Source organism: Escherichia sp. TW09308 (genome assembly GCF_000208565.1).
In the GTDB taxonomy this organism is placed as follows: Bacteria; Pseudomonadota; Gammaproteobacteria; order Enterobacterales; family Enterobacteriaceae; genus Escherichia; species Escherichia marmotae.
Genome location: NZ_AEME01000001.1, coordinates 4,315,029 through 4,332,786 on the forward strand (window position 1 = coordinate 4,315,029; position 17,758 = coordinate 4,332,786).

Sequence of the window (17,758 nt, forward strand, 5' to 3'; positions counted from 1 at the left end):
AAATGCTCTATAGATTTACGTTTTAGCCTGGCCGCAGTCTTTTTTGATCGCGTTTGGCTAAGCCATCAACCACTAAATTCCATGAATCGTTGATCAGATCGCGAAGTAACGCTTCGGAGATTTCCTTGCCGGGATACACCGAAATCCAGTGCTTTTTATTCATGTGATATCCAGGCTTAATGTTCGGATATATCTGCTGATTTAACAGGGATTTTTGTGGATCGGACTTCAGATTTATGAAGGGGACGCCGCGCAGTTCTGACGACAGCATAAAAATCTTGCCGCCAATTTTAAAAACATCAAACTCCGGGCCAAACGGCCAGCAAAGCTCGACGAAAGGCAGCTCAAGCGCCAGGCGTTTCGCCGTTTCAAGCAGTGATTGCTTATCCATAAACTTTCCTTAAGGCGAAGGAGAATAAGCAAAGTATGCCGCGAACCGCGGCGATAATCGATGTTTAATCCGCCAGCGAGAACCAGCGTCGCCAGATAAATCTAAGAATAAAATATTCAATAGCGCCCAGCACTAAAAACCACAGACAAAATAACAAAGTGTAAAGCTGACTCAGATCCATCAGATGGAACGTGGCCATCAGTTTCTGTGCCAGCGTCAGCCCCAGCGCGGGGGCGGGCAGCAGCAGGCAAGAGAGGAAAGCCATCAACAAAATGCCTGCTGCGGCGGTCAAGGTTTCTAAAGGATGTTTCATAACATTGTTAAATGTAAGTTAAAACACCATTGTCAGGGATATTCTTCTGTAAGGCAATTCCCGACTTAGTCTCCGGCCCAAATCTCACAATGCTTTTTCACCAGCCCAATCAGCGAGCCGCCATCGGCAACGAAATCACGCATCAACTGTGCTTCATTCAGACCGCTGGCGACCTGGCGATGTAGGGCCTCAACCGCACTCGACGCACCAATTTTATGCGCAGAAGGGGCGATTTTTTCCAGCAATCGTAAGGTGTCTTCTGTTAGTGGCCGACGATCGCCGGTGTGTGGATCGGTAACAACGCCTTCCAGACCATAGCGGCAGGCCTGGAAACGGTTGAACTTATACAGCAGATAATCCTTTTCCTGATGCTTAAAAGGGCGTTCCGTCAGCAGCCAGTGAGCGGTGGACTGAATCAATCCCGCCATATTTATCGCATGGCTAAGGGTTAACGGGGTATCCATCACCCGAACTTCTACTGTGCCAAAATGAGGGCTGGGGCGAATATCCCAGTGCAAATCTTTAATGCTGTCGATCATCGTGGTGTAGCTCAGGCAGCGAAACAGGGCTTCGAATTGCTGCCAGTTACTGACCCACGGCATCGGACCATTATCGGGAAAGGCGGAAAAGATATTTGGCCGTGAGGAGACAAAATGGGTATCTGTTCCCTGCATATACGGCGACGCGGCAGAAAGGGCGATAAAGTGCGGCACAAAGCGCGATAAGCCGTGTAGCAAATAAATGGCGTCATCGCCACTGGCGCAGCCAACGTGAACATGCTGACCAAAAACAGTCGCCTGCTGAATGAGATAACCAAAGTGTTCCAGCGTCCGCTGATAGCGTGCGTTATCGCACACCTCCTGACGCTGCCATTTCTGAAATGGGTGCGTACCGCCACCGCAAATTTCCAGATGATTCTCCGCCGCAGCTTGCAGAACGACTTTCTGCATTGCTGAAAATTGCCCGGCAGCCTGGTTGATATCACGGCAAACACCAGTTGCCAGTTCCAGCATACTTTCGGTGATATCGTGCTTCACTTCTCCGGCGCTAATCTCACTTTTTACCGCATCAATTAGCGTTGAAGAGTCCTGACTAAGATCGTAGCCCGGCGGATTAACCACCTGCATTTCCAGCTCAATACCGAGGGTAAAAGGTTCAGAAATATGAAAATCGGGTAATGACATAGGTTTCTCTTATGTGGGCGTTTTCGTTTCAGTATAGAAGTGGGCGCGGCTGGGCGAGATGCGGAAGTTCTGGAATGTTTCTTTTTTTGGTGATGATGAACTGATTGCTACTTACTACTGAATCAATTTGGCTACTTTTGCAATGTGACAAGTTATGGCTGAGCTGGCTGGTGGCGAAGAATTTTGACGATTGGGGCGTACAGAAAAACTGGCTCAGCTTCAGTTGATCTGATGAATTGTGGAAAGCCCGAAACAGGATTTACTGTATAAAAAAACAGTTATTTTGCTAAGGAAGGGTAAGATAACCGCGGGTGCCTGAAGCTTTCCGGTTTCAGGTTTACTCTGAGGTCTGGAAAGATGAAGCCCAGGAGATATTTCTATCAACCCTGGGGCTACCTACCCAAACCTGAACAATTTGGATGCTAGTCCCTTCTTCGCATGGAGGCAATATAAACACGCTGACGAAATATGCCCTTGTGGCAGTCATAGTACTGTGTTTGACGGTACTGGGATTTACGCTTCTGGTCGGAGACTCGCTGTGTGAGTTCACCGTAAAGGAACGTAATATTGAGTTTAAGGCTGTTCTCGCTTACGAACCGAAGAAATCGCCGCTGTGCGGGGAGAAATCCCTGCATATCCGGTTGTCAGGTCAGGAATGGTAGGGCACCTGCTTTACACTTTCGCCCGCGCTCAGTGATGGCTGCGGGCGAGCCACAGCAAGAGTTATCCATTAATCGTGTTGGCACAGCGTTATGATGTGTTTTCCTCTTATCTGCCAGTACGCAGCAAACATCTCGTCCTCCCAACGAATAATGATTCGCTGTTTATTCCAGTTAACCACCTGATAATTTAGAAATCCTGCGTCGGTCTGTATCTTGCTTGCCTTAAATGCACTCTCTTTTGCTGAAAATGCCAGTGTAAGTGCCACAGGGAAAGGTAAATTGTAGCCTGTAATAAACTCGCGTTCAGTGGGGGTAATGATGTTATCTGTCAATTCTCTGGCTGTGTGTGCAGAAAAAATTTCTTCGATATCCACACCAATCGGTTGGTGAGAGACGATTGCTATAGCCGTATCCCCGCAGTGACTAATACTGCCGTATAAGCCCGTAGGCCAAAGTGGTTGGCGATGTTCACCGATTGCGGGCACACATTTATAGCCATATCCCCGCAACGCATGAACAGCAGCAATCCGTCCGGCTAAATGTTCGGCTTTGCGTTTACGTCCGGCATGTTGCAGTTGTGCGTAATGCGGCAGCCAGAACAAATCCTGCTCGTGAAAACTTGCAGGATCGAACTCAACAATGTGCAGCGTATGTCCGGCAAAGGGAAGGGAGGTATGCGTGGTTTTCATTTCGCCCATATTAGAGACTGATGACAAACGCAAAACTGCTTGATGCGCTACGCTTATCAGGCCTACGTGGTTCTGCAATATATTTGAATTGGCAAGATTTTGTAGGCCGGATAAGTCGTTCACGCCGCATCCGGCATGAACGACACGCCCTTTGTCAACAATCTGACGTTAGTATCAGAAGTGAGTATTAATGCTCATATACCATGTCCGTCCTGGTTCGTTATAGGTATACGCGCCAGCACCTGCGATATAGTTCGCACCGGCAAGATCACCCGTGGTCTGGGCATTCCCTTCACGCCACAAACGCTTGTCGAACAGGTTATCCACGCCGCCAGTCAGACTGACGTTCTTCGTCACGTCCCAGGTCGCACTCAGGCCAACAATACTGTACGGGCTAATTTCTTTGGTTTCCGGGCCAACCGCTGGCTGGCCTTTGTAGTTATATTTCTTCGGCTGCTGTTTGCCATACCAGGTGAAGGTGGTTTGCATCGACAAATCTTCCCGCGCCTGCCAGCTCAGTGTTGAGTTCAACGTATATTCCGGGATGATCGACAAACGGTCTCCCGTGGTTTTGTTTTCACTCTTCAGCATATAAGTGATGTTGTTGGTCCACATCACCGTCTCGCTAACCGGCACGTTTAACGATCCTTCCAGACCTTCAACCACCGCTTTCGGCACGTTATCCCACTGATAGAGATCGGTGCCTGCCGCATTTTTCCCTACAGCCACATAGCCCGCTTCAATCTTGTTGCGATAGTCGTTACGGAACCAGGTCACGCCCGCCAGCCAGCCGTCGCGTTTGAATTCCAGACCAATCTCTTTGTTGATGCTGGTTTCTGCTTTCAGGTCATCGTTACCTTGTAGATAGCAGCCGCCTGCGCTGGCATAGCAGCCCTGACCTTTACTGTAGAGAATGTAGTTCGGGTTAGTCTGATACAGGCTCGGCGCTTTATAGGCGCGTGCGATACCCATTTTCAGCGTGAAGTCATCGCCTAAGCCTTGCGATACGTTTAACGCCGGGCTCCAGTTATTACCGACAATGCTGTGATGATCGAAACGCAGCCCCGGCGTTACGATGGTGCTGTCGGTCAGTTCTATATTGTCTTCTGCAAACAGCGAGAAAATTTCTGCTTTTGAATATGGGCTACGGTCGGTGGCACTCACACCATCAATAGCACCGCCGGTATTCGTTCCGGTCAGCGCCTGGGTATTGGAACTCAAGTCCTTCATCCGCTGCTGATTCCACTCCGTACCCAGCGTCAGCGTCTGGTTAACGAAGAAATCAATCGGCAGGTTAACTTCGCTATGCAGCATCACGTCATCGAGATCGATATCGACGAAATCCTGCGTCGCTTTTTCGTTAAATTTTCCTTCGGTGCCGCCCGCCAGACCTTCCGGGATACGCGAGTTACGGGTGTGTTCATACTGCACCCAGTTGCTGGTGGTCACGCCGTTATCCCAGCCGCCGTTCCAGGTCAGCGAGTAGTTCTGGCGATAGAGACGGTTGGTTTCATCGCCGTATTTAGAGCGAGTGTAAGCATCAGAGTTGGTGTTCTGGGTATCGCCCGCATACAGGTTGCCCTGGCGGCTGTAACCTGCTTCCAGTTCCAGCGATTGCAGCGGTGCGAAGTCCCAGCGAACTACGCCGTTAATGTCTTTGTTGATCACCCCTTCGCGCCCGGCTGGTAGGGTAGTTGCATAGGTTCCTGCACGTGCGGACTGATGACCTTTGTTAATATCCCACGCGTCGGCCTGCGTTTTGTCGAGGTTGCCGTACAAACGGAAGCTGAACTCGTCGCCCAGTGGACCGGTGAGGCTGAAGTTGGTGCGTTTGGTGGCACCTTCCTCTTTATGTTCAGGGGCATTGAAATAAGCATCCCAGGAACCGTGCCACTCGCCACTGCCTTTTTTGGTGATGATGTTAACCACGCCACCTGCCGCACCGTTACCGTAACGGGCCGCCGCCGGACCACGCAAAACTTCAATACGTTCGATCATCTCAGGTGGCACCCAGGAGGTATCGCCACGGGTATCACGCTCACCGCGCCAGCCCTGACGCACCGAGTTGCGGCTGCTGACCGGTTTACCGTCAATCAAAATCAGGGTGTTTTCCGGACCCATGCCGCGAATATCAATCTGGCGGTTATTACCGCGCTGACCGCTGGTGGAGTTACCCGTCAGGTTTACGCCTGGCATGGTACGGATGATTTCCGATACATCGCGGGCCACCGGGTTTTTGCGGATTTCATCTGCGGTGATGGTCGAAACGCCGGGAGCCTGCAAGTTCTGCTCGGCGGCGGTCACGACAATGGTATCGTCCTGTGAAACAGGGGTATCGGTTGGCTCTTGTGCCTGCGCTACTCCATAAATCCCCAGATTGACCAACAAGGCCAGGGAATGAATCTTCTTGTTCATTGTTTTTTTTCCTGCATTTTTGCCACGAATTCCAACGGTCTAAAGAGACGTAAGCTGGATTGATGTCGCCCGTCACTGCGAAAACCTTTGATTCCTGAAAGACACGCAGTGCAGTTGGTTAATTAATGCCCGCGCTTGACATAGCGCGCCAATACGCTATTGCAAATGCAAATAGTTATCAATAATATTATCAATATATTTCTGGAATCAATGAAAAAATTCACAATAAACATAAGGTTATGATGTGACGGCGTTAAAGGTGGGAAGTGATAGCTGGTGGCAGTCGAAACATGGCCCGCAATGGCAGCGTCTTAATGACGAAATGTATCAGGTCACTTTCTGGTGGCGTGACCCACAAGGTTCTGAAGAACGCTCAGCGATAAAGCGCGTATGGGTCTATATCACTGGTGTTACCGATCATCATCAGAACAGCCAGCCCCAGTCGATGCAACGCATAGCAGGCACCGATGTCTGGCAGTGGACGACACAACTTAATGCCAACTGGCGCGGCAGCTACTGTTTTATTCCCACCGAACGTGCTGACATTTTTTCTACACCATCACCAGATCGCCTCGAATTACGCGAGGGATGGCAAAAATTACTCCCTCAGGCGATAGCCGATCCGCTGAATCCGCAAAGCTGGAAAGGAGGGCGAGGGCACGCTGTTTCCGCACTCGAAATGCCGCAAGCGCCCCTGCAACCTGGTTGGGATTGCCGGAAAACGCCAGAAAATTCAGCCAGGGAAATTACCTGGAGAAGTGAACGGCTGGGAAATTCACGCCGTGTATGGATTTTTACCACCGGCGATGTACCAGCCGAAGAGCGTCCGTTAGCCATTCTGCTCGATGGTGAATTTTGGGCGCAAAGCATGCCCGTCTGGTCGCCGCTGACTTCGTTGACCCGCCGTCAGCAACTTCCACCTGCTGTGTATGTGTTGATCGATGCCATCGACACCGCGCATCGTGCACGCGAACTTCCGTGTAATGCTGATTTCTGGCTGGCAGTACAGCAAGAGTTATTACCCCTGGTGAAAGCCATTACCCCTTTCAGCGATCGTGCTGATCGTACCGTGGTCGCCGGGCAAAGTTTTGGCGGCCTTTCAGCACTGTATGCCGGACTGCACTGGCCTGAACGTTTTGGCTGTGTATTAAGCCAGTCGGGATCGTACTGGTGGCCGCATCGGAGTGGGCAGCCGGAGGGGCAACTGATCGAACAGCTTAAATCAGGCGATGTTAGTGCTGAAGGCTTGCGCATAGTGCTGGAGGCCGGGATTCGCGAACCGGTGATTATGCGAGCTAACCAGGCGCTGTATGCACAATTACAGACCACACAACAATCCATTTTCTGGCGTCAGGTTGACGGCGGACATGATGCGCTTTGTTGGCGCGGCGGTTTGATGCAGGGGCTAATCGACCTCTGGCAACCGCTTTTCCATGACAGGAGTTGAATATGGCATTCAGTAATCCCTTCGATGATCCACAGGGAGCGTTTTACGTTTTGCGCAATGCGCAGGGGCAATTCAGTCTGTGGCCGCAACCGTGCGCGTTACCGGCGGGTTGGGACGTTGTTTGTGAACCGCAGTCGCAGCAAGCTTGCCAGCAGTGGCTGGAAGCTAACTGGCATACACTGACACCCGCGAATTTCACCCAGCCGCAGGAGGCGCAATGAGTCAGCATTTACCTTTGGTTGCAGCGCAATCTGGCATCTGGATGGCAGAAAAACTGTCTGATTTACCTTCCGCCTGGAGCGTGGCGCATTACGTTGAATTAACCGGAGATATTGATGCGCCATTACTGGCCCGCGCGGTGGTTGCCGGGGTAGCACAGGCTGATACGCTGCGGATGCGTTTTACGGAAGATAACGGCGAAGTCTGGCAATGGGTCGATGACGCGATGACGTTCGAACAGCCAGAAATTATCGACCTGCGTACCAACATTGATCCTCACGGTACTGCGCTGGCATTGATGCAGGCTGATTTACACCAAAACCTGCGCGTCGATAGCGGTAAACCGCTGGTGTTTCATCAGCTCATTCAGATTGCGGATAACCGCTGGTACTGGTATCAACGTTATCACCATTTGCTGGTTGATGGCTTCAGTTTCCCGGCGATTACCCGCCAAATTGCCAACATTTACTGCACATGGCTGCGGGGCGAACCAACGCCTGTTTCGCCGTTTACTCCTTTTGCTGAAGTGGTGGAAGAGTACCAGCAGTACCGCGAAAGCGACGCCTGGCAGCGTGATGCAGCATTCTGGGCAGAACAGCGCTGTCAGTTGCCGCCGCCAGCTTCACTCTCTTCCGCACCTTTGCCTGGGCGTAACGCTTCGGCGGATATTCTGCGCCTGAAACTGGAATTTACTGACGGTGAATTCCGCCAACTGGCTACGCAATTACCAGATGTACAACGTACCGATCTGGCTCTTGCACTGGCAGCCTTGTGGCTGGGGCGATTATGCAACCGCATGGACTATGCCGCCGGATTTATTTTTATGCGCCGCCTGGGATCGGCGGCGTTGACGGCAACCGGACCTGTGCTCAACGTTTTGCCATTGGGTATTCACATTGCAGCGCAAGAAACGCTGCCGCAACTGGCAATCCGGCTGGCAGGGCAGTTGAAAAAGATGCGCCGCCATCAACGTTATGATGCGGAACAAATTGTGCGTGACAGCGGACGTGCGGCGGGAGAGGAACCGCTTTTCGGCCCGGTACTCAATATCAAGGTATTTGATTATCAACTGGATATTCCGGGCGTGCAGTCGCAAACTCACACCCTGGCAACCGGTCCGGTTAATGACCTTGAACTGGCGCTGTTCCCGGATGAACACGGTGATTTGAGTATTGAAATCCTCGCCAATAAACAACGTTACGATGAGTCAACGTTAATCCAGCACGCTGAACGCCTGAAAATGCTGATTGCGCAATTTGCCGCGGATCCGACGCTGTTGTGTGGCGATGTCGATATTATGCTGCCAGACGAATATGCTCAGTTGGCGCAGATCAACGCCACCCAGGTCGATATTCCTGAAACCACACTGAGCGCGCTGGTGGCAGAACAGGCAGCGAAAACGCCGGATGCTCCGGCTCTGGCAGATGCACATTACCAGTTCAGCTATCGGGAAATGCGCGAGCAGGTGGTAGCGCTGGCTAATCTGCTGCGTGAGCGCGGCGTTAAACCCGGCGACAGCGTAGCGGTGGCATTGCCGCGCTCGGTCTTTTTGACCCTGGCATTACATGCGATTGTTGAAGCAGGCGCGGCCTGGTTACCGCTGGATACGGGCTATCCGGACGATCGTCTGAAGATGATGCTGGAAGATGCACGCCCGTCGTTGTTAATCACCAGCGACGATCAACTGCCGCGCTTTAGCGATGTAGCAAATTTAACCCGCCTTTGCTATAACGCCCCACTCACCCCTCACGACAGTGCGCCACTGCAACTTTCGCAGCCGCACCACACCGCTTATATCATCTTTACTTCCGGTTCTACCGGCAGGCCGAAAGGGGTGATGGTCGGGCAGAAGGCTATCGTTAATCGCCTGTTATGGATGCAAAACCATTACCCGCTGACAGGTGAAGATGTCGTTGCTCAAAAAACGCCGTGCAGTTTTGATGTCTCAGTATGGGAATTTTTCTGGCCGTTTATCGCTGGGGCAAAACTGGTAATGGCAGAGCCGGAAGCGCACCGCGATCCGCTCGCTATGCAACGGTTTTTTGCCGAATACGGCGTGACGACCACACACTTTGTACCGTCGATGCTGGCGGCGTTTGTTGCTTCGCTGACAGCGGAAACCGCTCGCCAAAGTTGCGCGACGTTGAAACAGGTGTTCTGTAGTGGCGAAGCATTACCGACCGATTTATGCCGTGAGTGGCAGCAATTAACCGGCACGCCGTTACATAATCTCTACGGCCCTACAGAAGCGGCGGTGGATGTGAGCTGGTATCCGGCCTTTGGCGATGAACTGGCGGCGGTGAGTGGTAGCAGCGTACCGATTGGCTATCCGGTCTGGAACACGGGGCTGCGCATTCTTGATGCAATGATGCATCCAGTACCGCCGGGTGTTGCGGGAGATCTCTATCTCACCGGCATCCAACTGGCGCAGGGTTATCTTGGACGACCCGATCTCACAGCCAGCCGTTTTATTGCCGATCCGTTCGCTCCTGGTGAACGCATGTATCGTACTGGCGATGTGGCTCGCTGGCTGGAAAATGGCGCGGTGGAGTATCTCGGGCGCAGTGATGATCAGCTAAAAATCCGTGGTCAGCGTATTGAACTGGGTGAAATCGATCGCGTGATGCAGGCGCTGCCAGATGTCGAGCAGGCCGTTACCCACGCTTGTGTCATTAACCAGGCGGCAGCAACCGGCGGTGATGCGCGTCAGTTGGTGGGGTATCTGGTGTCGCAATCAGGTTTACCGCTGGATACCACTGCACTGCAGGCGCAATTGCGCGAAACATTGCCGCCGCATATGGTGCCTGTAGTTCTGCTGCAACTTGCGCAGTTGCCGCTCAGCGCCAATGGCAAGCTGGATCGCAAAGCTCTGCCGTTGCCGGAACTAAAAGCCCATACGTCGGGACGTGCGCTGAAAACGGGCAGTGAATCGATTATTGCTGAAGCGTTTTCGTCATTACTGGGTTGTGACGTGCAGGATGCCGACGCTGATTTCTTCGCTCTTGGCGGTCATTCGCTACTGGCGATGAAACTGGCAGCGCAGTTAAGTCGACAGTTTGCTCGCCAGGTCACACCGGGGCAGGTGATGGTGGCATCAACCGTCGCTAAACTGGCAATGATTATTGATGGCGGAGCAGAAAACGCCCAGCGGCTGGGATTTGAAACCGTTCTTCCACTGCGTGAAAGCAATGGCCCGACGCTGTTCTGTTTCCATCCGGCGTCCGGTTTTGCCTGGCAGTTTAGCGTGCTCTCGCGTTATCTCGACCCACAATGGTCGATTATCGGTATTCAGTCACCGCGCCCCAATGGCCCCATGCAGACGGCGACAAACCTGGATGAAGTATGCGAAGCGCATCTGGCAACATTACTGGCACAACAACCTCGTGGCCCTTATTACTTGCTGGGTTATTCGCTGGGCGGTACGCTGGCGCAGGGTATCGCGGCGCGACTGCGTGCTCGTGGCGAACAGGTAGCATTTCTTGGTTTGCTGGATACCTGGCCACCAGAAACGCAAAACTGGCAGGAAAAAGAAGCCAACGGTCTGGATCCGGAAGTGCTGGCGGAGATTAACCGCGAGCGCGAGGCGTTCCTGGCGGCACAGCAGGGAAGTACTTCAACGGAGCTGTTTACCTCCATTGAAGGCAACTATGCTGATGCGGTGCGATTGTTGACCACTGCTCATAGTGTGCCATTTGATGGTAAAGCCACGCTGTTTGTTGCTGAGCGTACATTACCGGAAGGTGTCAGCCCGGAGCGTGCCTGGTCACCGTGGATTGCAGATCTGGATATTTATCGCCATGATTGCGCGCACGTGGATATTATTTCTCCGGAGTATTTTAAAGAAATAGGGCCATTAATAAATACACTAATTAATAACTAACCGTACGTTATTAACGAATCTGCCATAACCTCATGCAAAACCATAATCCGACTAAATGATTATGGTTTTTTTATTCTTAAAAATTATTTATTTCTCTGAGAACGGCATCATTGCTGGGATTGCTGAGTTTGCTATTCACTTTTGGATAATAATAGTGAAAGAGTTCTTTCGGATAATTCTCAGATCCTGTTAGAATGTTATAAACATTGTTGTGCTTTTATGGACTAAAATCTCAGGTTCAACCACATGTCATCACTGAATATTAAGCAGGGAAGCGACTCTCATTTTCCCGATTATCACCTGGCGTCGCCCAGTAATAATGAAATTGATTTACTTAATCTAATCGACGTTTTATGGCGGGCAAAAAAAACGATCATGGCAGTCGTTTTTGCGTTTGCCTGCGCAGGTTTACTTATCTCTTTCATCCTGCCGCAAAAATGGACCAGTTCGGCTGTCATCACCCCCGCAGAGGCTGTTCAGTGGCAAGACCTGGAGAAAACTTTCACTAAACTCCACGTGCTGGATCTCGATGTCAATATCGACCGCGGTAGTGTTTTTAATCTTTTTATCAAAAAGTTTCAGTCGGTTAGCTTGCTGGAAGAGTATCTGCGTTCATCACCTTATGTTATGGACCAACTAAAAGAGGCGAAAATCGACGAACTGGATTTGCATCGCGCTATTGTCGCATTGAGCGAAAAAATGAAAGCGATTGATGACAATGCCAGTAAGAAAAAAGATGAGCCGACACTTTATACTTCCTGGACGCTAAGTTTTACCGCGCCCACCAGTGAAGAAGCCCAGACCGTTCTGGCAGGGTATATCGATTATATATCTACGTTGGTGGTGAAAGAGTCGCTAGAAAATGTGCGTAATAAACTGGAAATTAAAACCCAGTTCGAAAAAGAAAAACTGGCCCAGGATCGGATTAAAACCAGAAACCATCTTGATGCAAACATTCAGCGCCTCAATTATTCACTCGATATTGCTAATGCGGCAGGAATTAAAAAACCCGTTTACAGTAATGGTCAGGCAGTAAAAGACGACCCTGAGTTCTCTATTTCTCTCGGCGCAGACGGTATTGAGCGTAAACTGGAAATTGAAAAAGCGGTCACTGATGTTGCCGAACTGAACGGTGATTTACGTAATCGCCAGTATCTTGTTGAGCAATTAACAAAAGCAAATGTCAGCGATGTCAATTTTACGCCGTTTAAATATCAGTTGCGTCCGAGTTTGCCGGTGAAAAAAGACGGTCCTGGCAAAGCGATTATTGTGATCCTTGCCGCGTTGGTCGGCGGTATGGTTGCGTGTGGCAGCGTGCTTTTGCGCTATGCAATGGCATCCAGAAAACAGGATGCCATGATGGAAGGCCACTTAGTTTAAATCTTCGCGGTTGAAGGTGCCGTTCGTCCGAGCGGCACCACCAATGGTGTTCCTGCCACGGGATCATCAATAATCATGCAGCGCAAACCATAGATACGCTCAATTAATTCGGCAGTGACAATCTCCTTAGGTGCACCCTGGGCGATAATTTTTCCTTCTCGCAGCGCAATCAAATGGCTGGCGTAACGACAGGCCTGGTTGAGATCGTGCAGTACCGCAGCCAGCGTATAGCCTTTCTCGCGGTTTAGTTCACTGAGCAACTCCAGCAAATCAATCTGATGACTGATATCCAGCCAGGTCGTTGGCTCATCGAGCAACATAATCGCCGTTTCCTGGGCCAGCACCATCGCGATCCACGCTCGCTGTCGTTGCCCGCCGGAGAGGGTATCCACGCTTTGATTCGCCAGATGAGTAATCCCCGTGGCCTGCATCGCTTTTGTAACCGCCTCTTCATCTTCTTTCCGCCAGCGGGTAAACAACGGCTGATGCGGATAGCGCCCACGCGCTACCAGCTCCTGAACGGTGATGTCGCCCGGCGTGGTAGCGTTTTGCGCCAGCAGACCAATCCGGCGTGCGACCTCTTTACTGGCGAAACGCTGAATCTGTTCGCCATCCAGCCAGACATGCCCGTGAGCGGGTGTCATCAGACGGCTTAACGTGCGCAGCAACGTGGATTTACCGCAGCCGTTTGGCCCGATAATCGCCGTGAAATGACCGTCAGGGATCTCTACGGTCAGATTTTCCGCAACGGTATATTTGCCATATCCCAGGGTTAACTGCTCGCCGCGCAAACGGGCTACTGATTCGGTCATTTTTTGCGAGACTCCTGAATTAACAAGACGATAAGGTAAATACCGCCGAGGCTGACGGTGACGACGCCAACCGGAAGTTGATACGGCATAAACAGTTGCTGAGCGCAGAGGTCTGCTGCCAGCAGTAACAGCGCGCCACATAGCGCCGCCTGGGTCAGCCCCCAGCGAGCGGTGCCGCTAATGCGTCGGGCAATATGCGGCGCGACCAGCGCAATAAAGGAGATCGGCCCCGCCAGTGCAGTTGCAGCAGCGGTAAGCACCACCGCCACCAGCATCATTAACAGACGCGAGCGTTCGACGCTGACGCCCAGCGCGCAGGCGGTATCATCGCCCATCTCCAGCAAGCGCATCCGCCTTACCAGCAAGGCTGCGGCAATTAACATCAAAATAATGATTGGCGCGGAAGGCCAGGTTTTCGCCCATGTCAGGCCGTTGAGCGAGCCGGCATTCCACAAACCCGCCGTTAGCGCCGTCTCTAATGAGGCTTTAAGCAATAGCCAGGTATTAAAGGCCACCAGCATGGCGCGAACGCCGATACCGATAATAATCAGGCGAAAGGTGTCGATACCGTTACGCCAGGCGAGCAGCCAGACCAGTAGTGAAGTGACAATGCCACCCGCCATTGCTGCCAGGGCGATAGCCGTCAGGTCCTGACCAAACAGTACCATCGCCACCAGCACGCCGCTCCACGCCCCGGTGTTAAAGCCCATCACGTCAGGGCTGCCGAGTGGGTTACGCATCAGCGACTGAAAAATAGCGCCGCTGACGCCCAGCGCCGCGCCAATTAACAGCGCCATCAGCACGCGCGGTAAGCGCCATTCGGTGACGACCATTGTCATACTGCGGGGTGCATCATCCATCAGCGCGGCGAATACCTGCGATGTTTCCAGTGTCACAGCACCACTGCGTAATCCCCAGATGCCCGCCACGATACAGGCGGTAATCAGCAACAAACAGGTTATGAGTAATCTGCGAGAGACGTAAATCATGCGCCACCTCGCGTTTTACGTCGGACGAGGAAGATTAATACCGGTGCGCCAATAAAGGCGCTGACCACGGAAACGCGCAGCTCGCCGGGCACAATCACACGCCCGATGATATCGGCAAACAGCAGCAGGACAGGCGTGGCGAGTAGTGTAACGGGGAGTGACCAGCGATGATCTGCTCCTACCAACCAGCGCGCCATATGCGGCATCATCAGGCCAATAAAGGCAATCGGACCCACCACTGCCGTCGCACTACCGCAAAGCACGGTAATCGCCAGCAGACCAATCAACTGTGTGCGCGCTACGCGGCTACCCAGCGCCGTCGCGGTGTCGTTTCCCAGACTTAAACTATTCAACGCACGACTCAGTAAGAGTGCGGTTGCTCCGGCGATCAGCACCGGGAGCAGCACCACTTTTAAGGTATGGAGGTTGCGAATATCCAGTGAACCGGCTTGCCAGAAACGCAACTGATCGTAGACGTCAGGATTAAGCAGGGCGATGCCGCTGGTCAGCCCTTCCAGTACCGCCGCCAGCGCCACGCCCGCCAGGGTTAAACGCACCGGACTTAACTGCCCGCCGCCCTGGCTGCCGGTAAAGGCAACAATCAACGAGGCCACCAGCGCGCCAGCGAAAGCCATCGCCAGTTGTTCCTGGGCGGAAGAGTAACCAAACAGCGCTGCGCCGAGCACAATGGCAAAGCTGGCTCCGGCGTTCACGCCAAGCAAACCGGGATCGGCAAGCGGGTTTCGGGTGAGGGTTTGCATTAACGCCCCGGCAAGGCCAAGCGCTCCGCCCGCCAGCAATCCGGCAAGGGTGCGCGGCAGTCGCGCGTCGAGCACGATGGTGCAGTCGGCGCTCTGGCAGGTGCCGGAGAGTGCCTCCAGGACCACGGAGGCGGGGAGTGATTTTGCCCCAATGAGCAGGCTTAATGCCGTCGCGATAATCAGTAATAACAGCAATCCGGGCACGGCAATGGCGCGTGTCACGGCAACAGAACCAGACATACGAACTTCCATGATAATGAAATTAATTATCGTTATCGATCTTATTTGGATATGTTAGCATGTGCAGCCTAAGAATAGGTATTTAAAATATTTGATGGCAAGGCATTGTAATGAATAAACAATCCTGGCTGCTTAACCTCAGCCTGTTGAAAACGCACCCGGCGTTTCGCGCAGTATTCCTCGCTCGTTTTATCTCAATTGTTTCTCTGGGGTTGCTCGGCGTCGCGGTGCCGGTGCAGATCCAGATGATGACGAATTCCACCTGGCAGGTTGGGCTTTCAGTGATGCTGACCGGCGGCGCGATGTTTGTCGGTCTGATGGTCGGTGGTGTGCTGGCGGATCGTTATGAGCGCAAAAAAGTGATTTTGCTGGCGCGCGGCACCTGTGGCATTGGCTTTATTGGTCTGTGTCTGAACGCGCTGTTGCCGGAGTCATCACTATTGGCAATCTATTTACTCGGTTTATGGGATGGTTTTTTTGCCTCGCTGGGCGTTACGGCGCTGCTGGCGGCAACGCCTGCGCTAGTTGGGCGGGAAAACTTAATGCAGGCCGGGGCGATTACCATGTTGACCGTGCGCCTGGGATCGGTAATTTCGCCCATGATGGGTGGCTTACTGCTGGCGACTGGCGGCGTCGCCTGGAACTACGGGCTGGCGGCGGCAGGAACGTTCATCACTTTACTGCCTCTGTTAAGCCTTCCGGCACTGCCGCCGCCACCGCAGCCGCGTGAGCATCCGCTGAAATCGCTTCTGGCAGCCTTTCGTTTTCTGCTCGCCAGCCCGCTGGTGGGCGGCATTGCGCTGTTGGGTGGGTTGTTGACGATGGCGAGTGCGGTGCGGGTACTGTATCCGGCGCTGGCAATCAACTGGCAGATGTCGGCGGCGCAGATTGGCTTTCTCTATGCGGCAATTCCGCTCGGTGCGGCAATCGGGGCGTTGACTAGCGGGAAACTGGCGCATAGCGTGCGGCCAGGATTGTTAATGCTGCTTTCCACATTAGGTTCATTTCTCGCCATTGGTTTGTTTGGCCTGATGCCAATGTGGATTCCGGGCGTGGTTTGTCTGGCGCTGTTCGGCTGGCTGAGCGCGGTCAGTTCGTTGCTGCAATATACAATGCTGCAAACGCAAACTCCGGAAGCGATGTTAGGGCGGATTAACGGTTTGTGGACGGCGCAGAACGTGACGGGCGATGCGATTGGTGCGGCGTTGCTGGGCGGTCTGGGGGCGATGATGACACCGGTTACATCCGCCAGTGTCAGTGGCTTTGGCTTGTTGATTATCGGTGTATTGTTGTTGCTGGTGCTGGTGGAGTTGCGCCGTTTTCGCCAGACGCCACCACAAGCGGCAGCGTCCGACAGTTAATGCTTAGAACAGCGCCTTAAGTCGTTCCAGCACTTGCATGGCGCTGTAGTAATCCAGACGGAACGTCTCGGTTCCCAGTGCATAAACCTGCTTGTTCTGTACTGCAGGCAGGCGCGCGAGCAGCGGATTAGCATAAATTGCATCGGCATCTTTCTGATCGCCGGCGAACAGGAACAGCGACTCACCGTTTAACCCGGCAGCCAGATTTTCTCCACCAAGCTGAATGATGTCATGGCGTTTGCCCTGACTTTGACTGGCGTTTAAGCCCGCTGGCAGTTTCGCCAGCGTAAAGCCGAGTTGTTCCAGCATCTGCCCTTGTGCTGATTCCGGCGTCCAGAGATTGGCACTGTGTGCAGCGGCGGTATAGACAATGGCAGTGACCGGCTGCGGCGGTAATTTGATTTGCTCTTTCGCTGCCGTCAGTTGTTTATCAAACTGCGCAATTCTTTCTGCCGCCTGTTTCTCATGCCCGGTAATTTCGCCTAACTGCGTTAATAGCGACTGCCAGCTTTTGTCGTCGTAATTGATAATTAACGTCGGCGCGATGGTGGAAAGCTGATCATACAGTGGCATTGCAGAATCGCCGCCGGTTGCGCTAATCAAAATCAGATCCGGCATTTGTGCGGCTACCGCTTCGGCGTTCGGTTCTCCGATATAGAGGCGCTGCAGTTTGCGTTCCTTCGCAACATCGCTCCACTGGCGCAAGAATCCCTGGTCGTCCGCGACGCGGTTATTCGGCGTAGTTGCACCACTGGCAATCACCGGAGCGTCTATCGCCAGCAGCGACCCCGTCAGCGTGACGCTGGTTGAGACGATGCGCTGTGGCTGGCTTTCCAGCGTATGGCTGCCGCGGCTGTCAGTCACCTGACGCGGCCAGTCGGCGGCCTGCACTGCGGATATTCCTGAAAGCAAAAGTCCTGCTAAGAAAAGGGTCTTACGGTAGAGCGGGGCGAGTCTCACGAATCAGCGTCCTGTTATTAGTGAAGTTAATGCTTCTCATTTTCATTGTAACGAC

The 17,758-nt window shown here is 52.8% G+C and carries 14 protein-coding genes and 2 pseudogenes; 6 read left to right on the top strand and 10 right to left on the bottom strand.

The genetic code is table 11. The features are described 5' to 3' along the window. Positions 1-22: 22 nt before the first annotated feature. The 4 genes and pseudogenes from ESM_RS0120875 to ESM_RS1000000129550 all read right to left on the bottom strand — a co-directional run bounded on the left by ESM_RS0120875 (position 23) and on the right by ESM_RS1000000129550 (position 2,375). The gene (locus ESM_RS0120875) at positions 23-391 is read right to left on the bottom strand and encodes an MmcQ/YjbR family DNA-binding protein (RefSeq protein ID WP_000360970.1); all 369 of its coding nucleotides are present in this window, start codon (positions 389-391) and stop codon (positions 23-25) included. A 64-nt stretch (positions 392-455) separates the two neighbouring features. Next, positions 456-704, bottom strand: a complete 249-nt coding sequence (locus ESM_RS0120880; RefSeq protein ID WP_000682506.1) for a DUF1158 domain-containing protein — start codon at positions 702-704, stop codon at positions 456-458. A gap of 65 nt (positions 705-769) precedes the next feature. Further along, complete coding sequence (locus ESM_RS0120885) at positions 770-1,888, bottom strand: YbdK family carboxylate-amine ligase (protein WP_000056358.1); 1,119 nt, start codon at positions 1,886-1,888, stop codon at positions 770-772. 219 nt (positions 1,889-2,107) lie between these two features. Then, positions 2,108-2,375, bottom strand: a pseudogene (locus ESM_RS1000000129550) (hypothetical protein). On the opposite strand from ESM_RS1000000129550, the pseudogene ESM_RS1000000125915 reads away from it, so the two are divergent. Continuing rightward, positions 2,308-2,493 (top strand): annotated as a pseudogene (locus ESM_RS1000000125915) (Hok/Gef family protein); the annotation flags it as partial. The pseudogenes ESM_RS1000000129550 and ESM_RS1000000125915 sit on opposite strands and share 68 nt — an antisense overlap. 125 nt (positions 2,494-2,618) lie before the next feature. Here ESM_RS1000000125915 and entD read toward each other — a convergent pair. Further along, positions 2,619-3,239, bottom strand: coding sequence for an enterobactin synthase subunit EntD (entD, locus tag ESM_RS0120895; protein ID WP_077627742.1), 621 nt, complete (start codon positions 3,237-3,239; stop codon positions 2,619-2,621). Positions 3,240-3,413: 174 nt separating this feature from the next. Then, positions 3,414-5,654 (bottom strand): siderophore enterobactin receptor FepA, encoded by a 2,241-nt coding sequence (gene fepA, locus ESM_RS0120900; protein ID WP_001034945.1) that lies wholly within the window; start codon positions 5,652-5,654, stop codon positions 3,414-3,416. A gap of 244 nt (positions 5,655-5,898) precedes the next feature. On the opposite strand from fepA, the gene fes reads away from it, so the two are divergent. The 4 genes from fes to wzz(fepE) all read left to right on the top strand — a co-directional run bounded on the left by fes (position 5,899) and on the right by wzz(fepE) (position 12,580). Further along, positions 5,899-7,101, top strand: a complete 1,203-nt coding sequence (gene fes, locus ESM_RS0120905; protein ID WP_000125792.1) for an enterochelin esterase — start codon at positions 5,899-5,901, stop codon at positions 7,099-7,101. A 2-nt stretch (positions 7,102-7,103) separates the two neighbouring features. Further along, on the top strand, positions 7,104-7,322 hold the full coding sequence (locus ESM_RS0120910; protein WP_000885802.1) for an MbtH family protein: 219 nt from the start codon (positions 7,104-7,106) through the stop codon (positions 7,320-7,322). Further along, positions 7,319-11,200: an enterobactin non-ribosomal peptide synthetase EntF gene (gene entF / locus ESM_RS0120915; RefSeq protein ID WP_000077813.1), complete on the top strand. Its 3,882-nt coding sequence runs from the start codon at positions 7,319-7,321 to the stop codon at positions 11,198-11,200. The genes ESM_RS0120910 and entF overlap by 4 nt, the downstream gene beginning before the upstream one ends. Before the next feature lie 246 nt (positions 11,201-11,446). Then, on the top strand, positions 11,447-12,580 hold the full coding sequence (gene wzz(fepE) / locus ESM_RS0120920; RefSeq protein ID WP_000096754.1) for an LPS O-antigen length regulator Wzz(fepE): 1,134 nt from the start codon (positions 11,447-11,449) through the stop codon (positions 12,578-12,580). On the opposite strand, the gene fepC is transcribed toward wzz(fepE), so the two are convergent. The 3 genes from fepC to fepD are packed head-to-tail and all read right to left on the bottom strand — an operon-like array spanning position 12,577 to position 15,382. Then, the gene (gene fepC, locus ESM_RS0120925) at positions 12,577-13,392 is read right to left on the bottom strand and encodes an iron-enterobactin ABC transporter ATP-binding protein (protein ID WP_000140656.1); all 816 of its coding nucleotides are present in this window, start codon (positions 13,390-13,392) and stop codon (positions 12,577-12,579) included. The two genes, wzz(fepE) and fepC, sit on opposite strands and share 4 nt — an antisense overlap. Beyond that, positions 13,389-14,381 carry an iron-enterobactin ABC transporter permease gene (gene fepG, locus ESM_RS0120930; protein WP_000640983.1) on the bottom strand — a complete coding sequence of 331 codons (993 nt, stop codon included), beginning with the start codon at positions 14,379-14,381 and terminating at the stop codon, positions 13,389-13,391. The genes fepC and fepG overlap by 4 nt, the downstream gene beginning before the upstream one ends. Further along, a complete protein-coding gene (gene fepD / locus ESM_RS0120935; RefSeq protein ID WP_010380679.1) occupies positions 14,378-15,382 on the bottom strand; it encodes a Fe(3+)-siderophore ABC transporter permease in 1,005 nt (334 codons plus the stop codon). The genes fepG and fepD overlap by 4 nt, the downstream gene beginning before the upstream one ends. A gap of 110 nt (positions 15,383-15,492) precedes the next feature. Between fepD and entS the strand changes: the two genes are divergently transcribed. Further along, complete coding sequence (gene entS / locus ESM_RS0120940; protein WP_001041811.1) at positions 15,493-16,743, top strand: enterobactin transporter EntS; 1,251 nt, start codon at positions 15,493-15,495, stop codon at positions 16,741-16,743. 3 nt (positions 16,744-16,746) lie between these two features. Here entS and fepB read toward each other — a convergent pair whose 3' ends face one another. Then, positions 16,747-17,703 carry a Fe2+-enterobactin ABC transporter substrate-binding protein gene (fepB, locus tag ESM_RS0120945; RefSeq protein WP_001234292.1) on the bottom strand — a complete coding sequence of 319 codons (957 nt, stop codon included), beginning with the start codon at positions 17,701-17,703 and terminating at the stop codon, positions 16,747-16,749. Between the last annotated feature and the right edge of the window lie 55 nt (positions 17,704-17,758).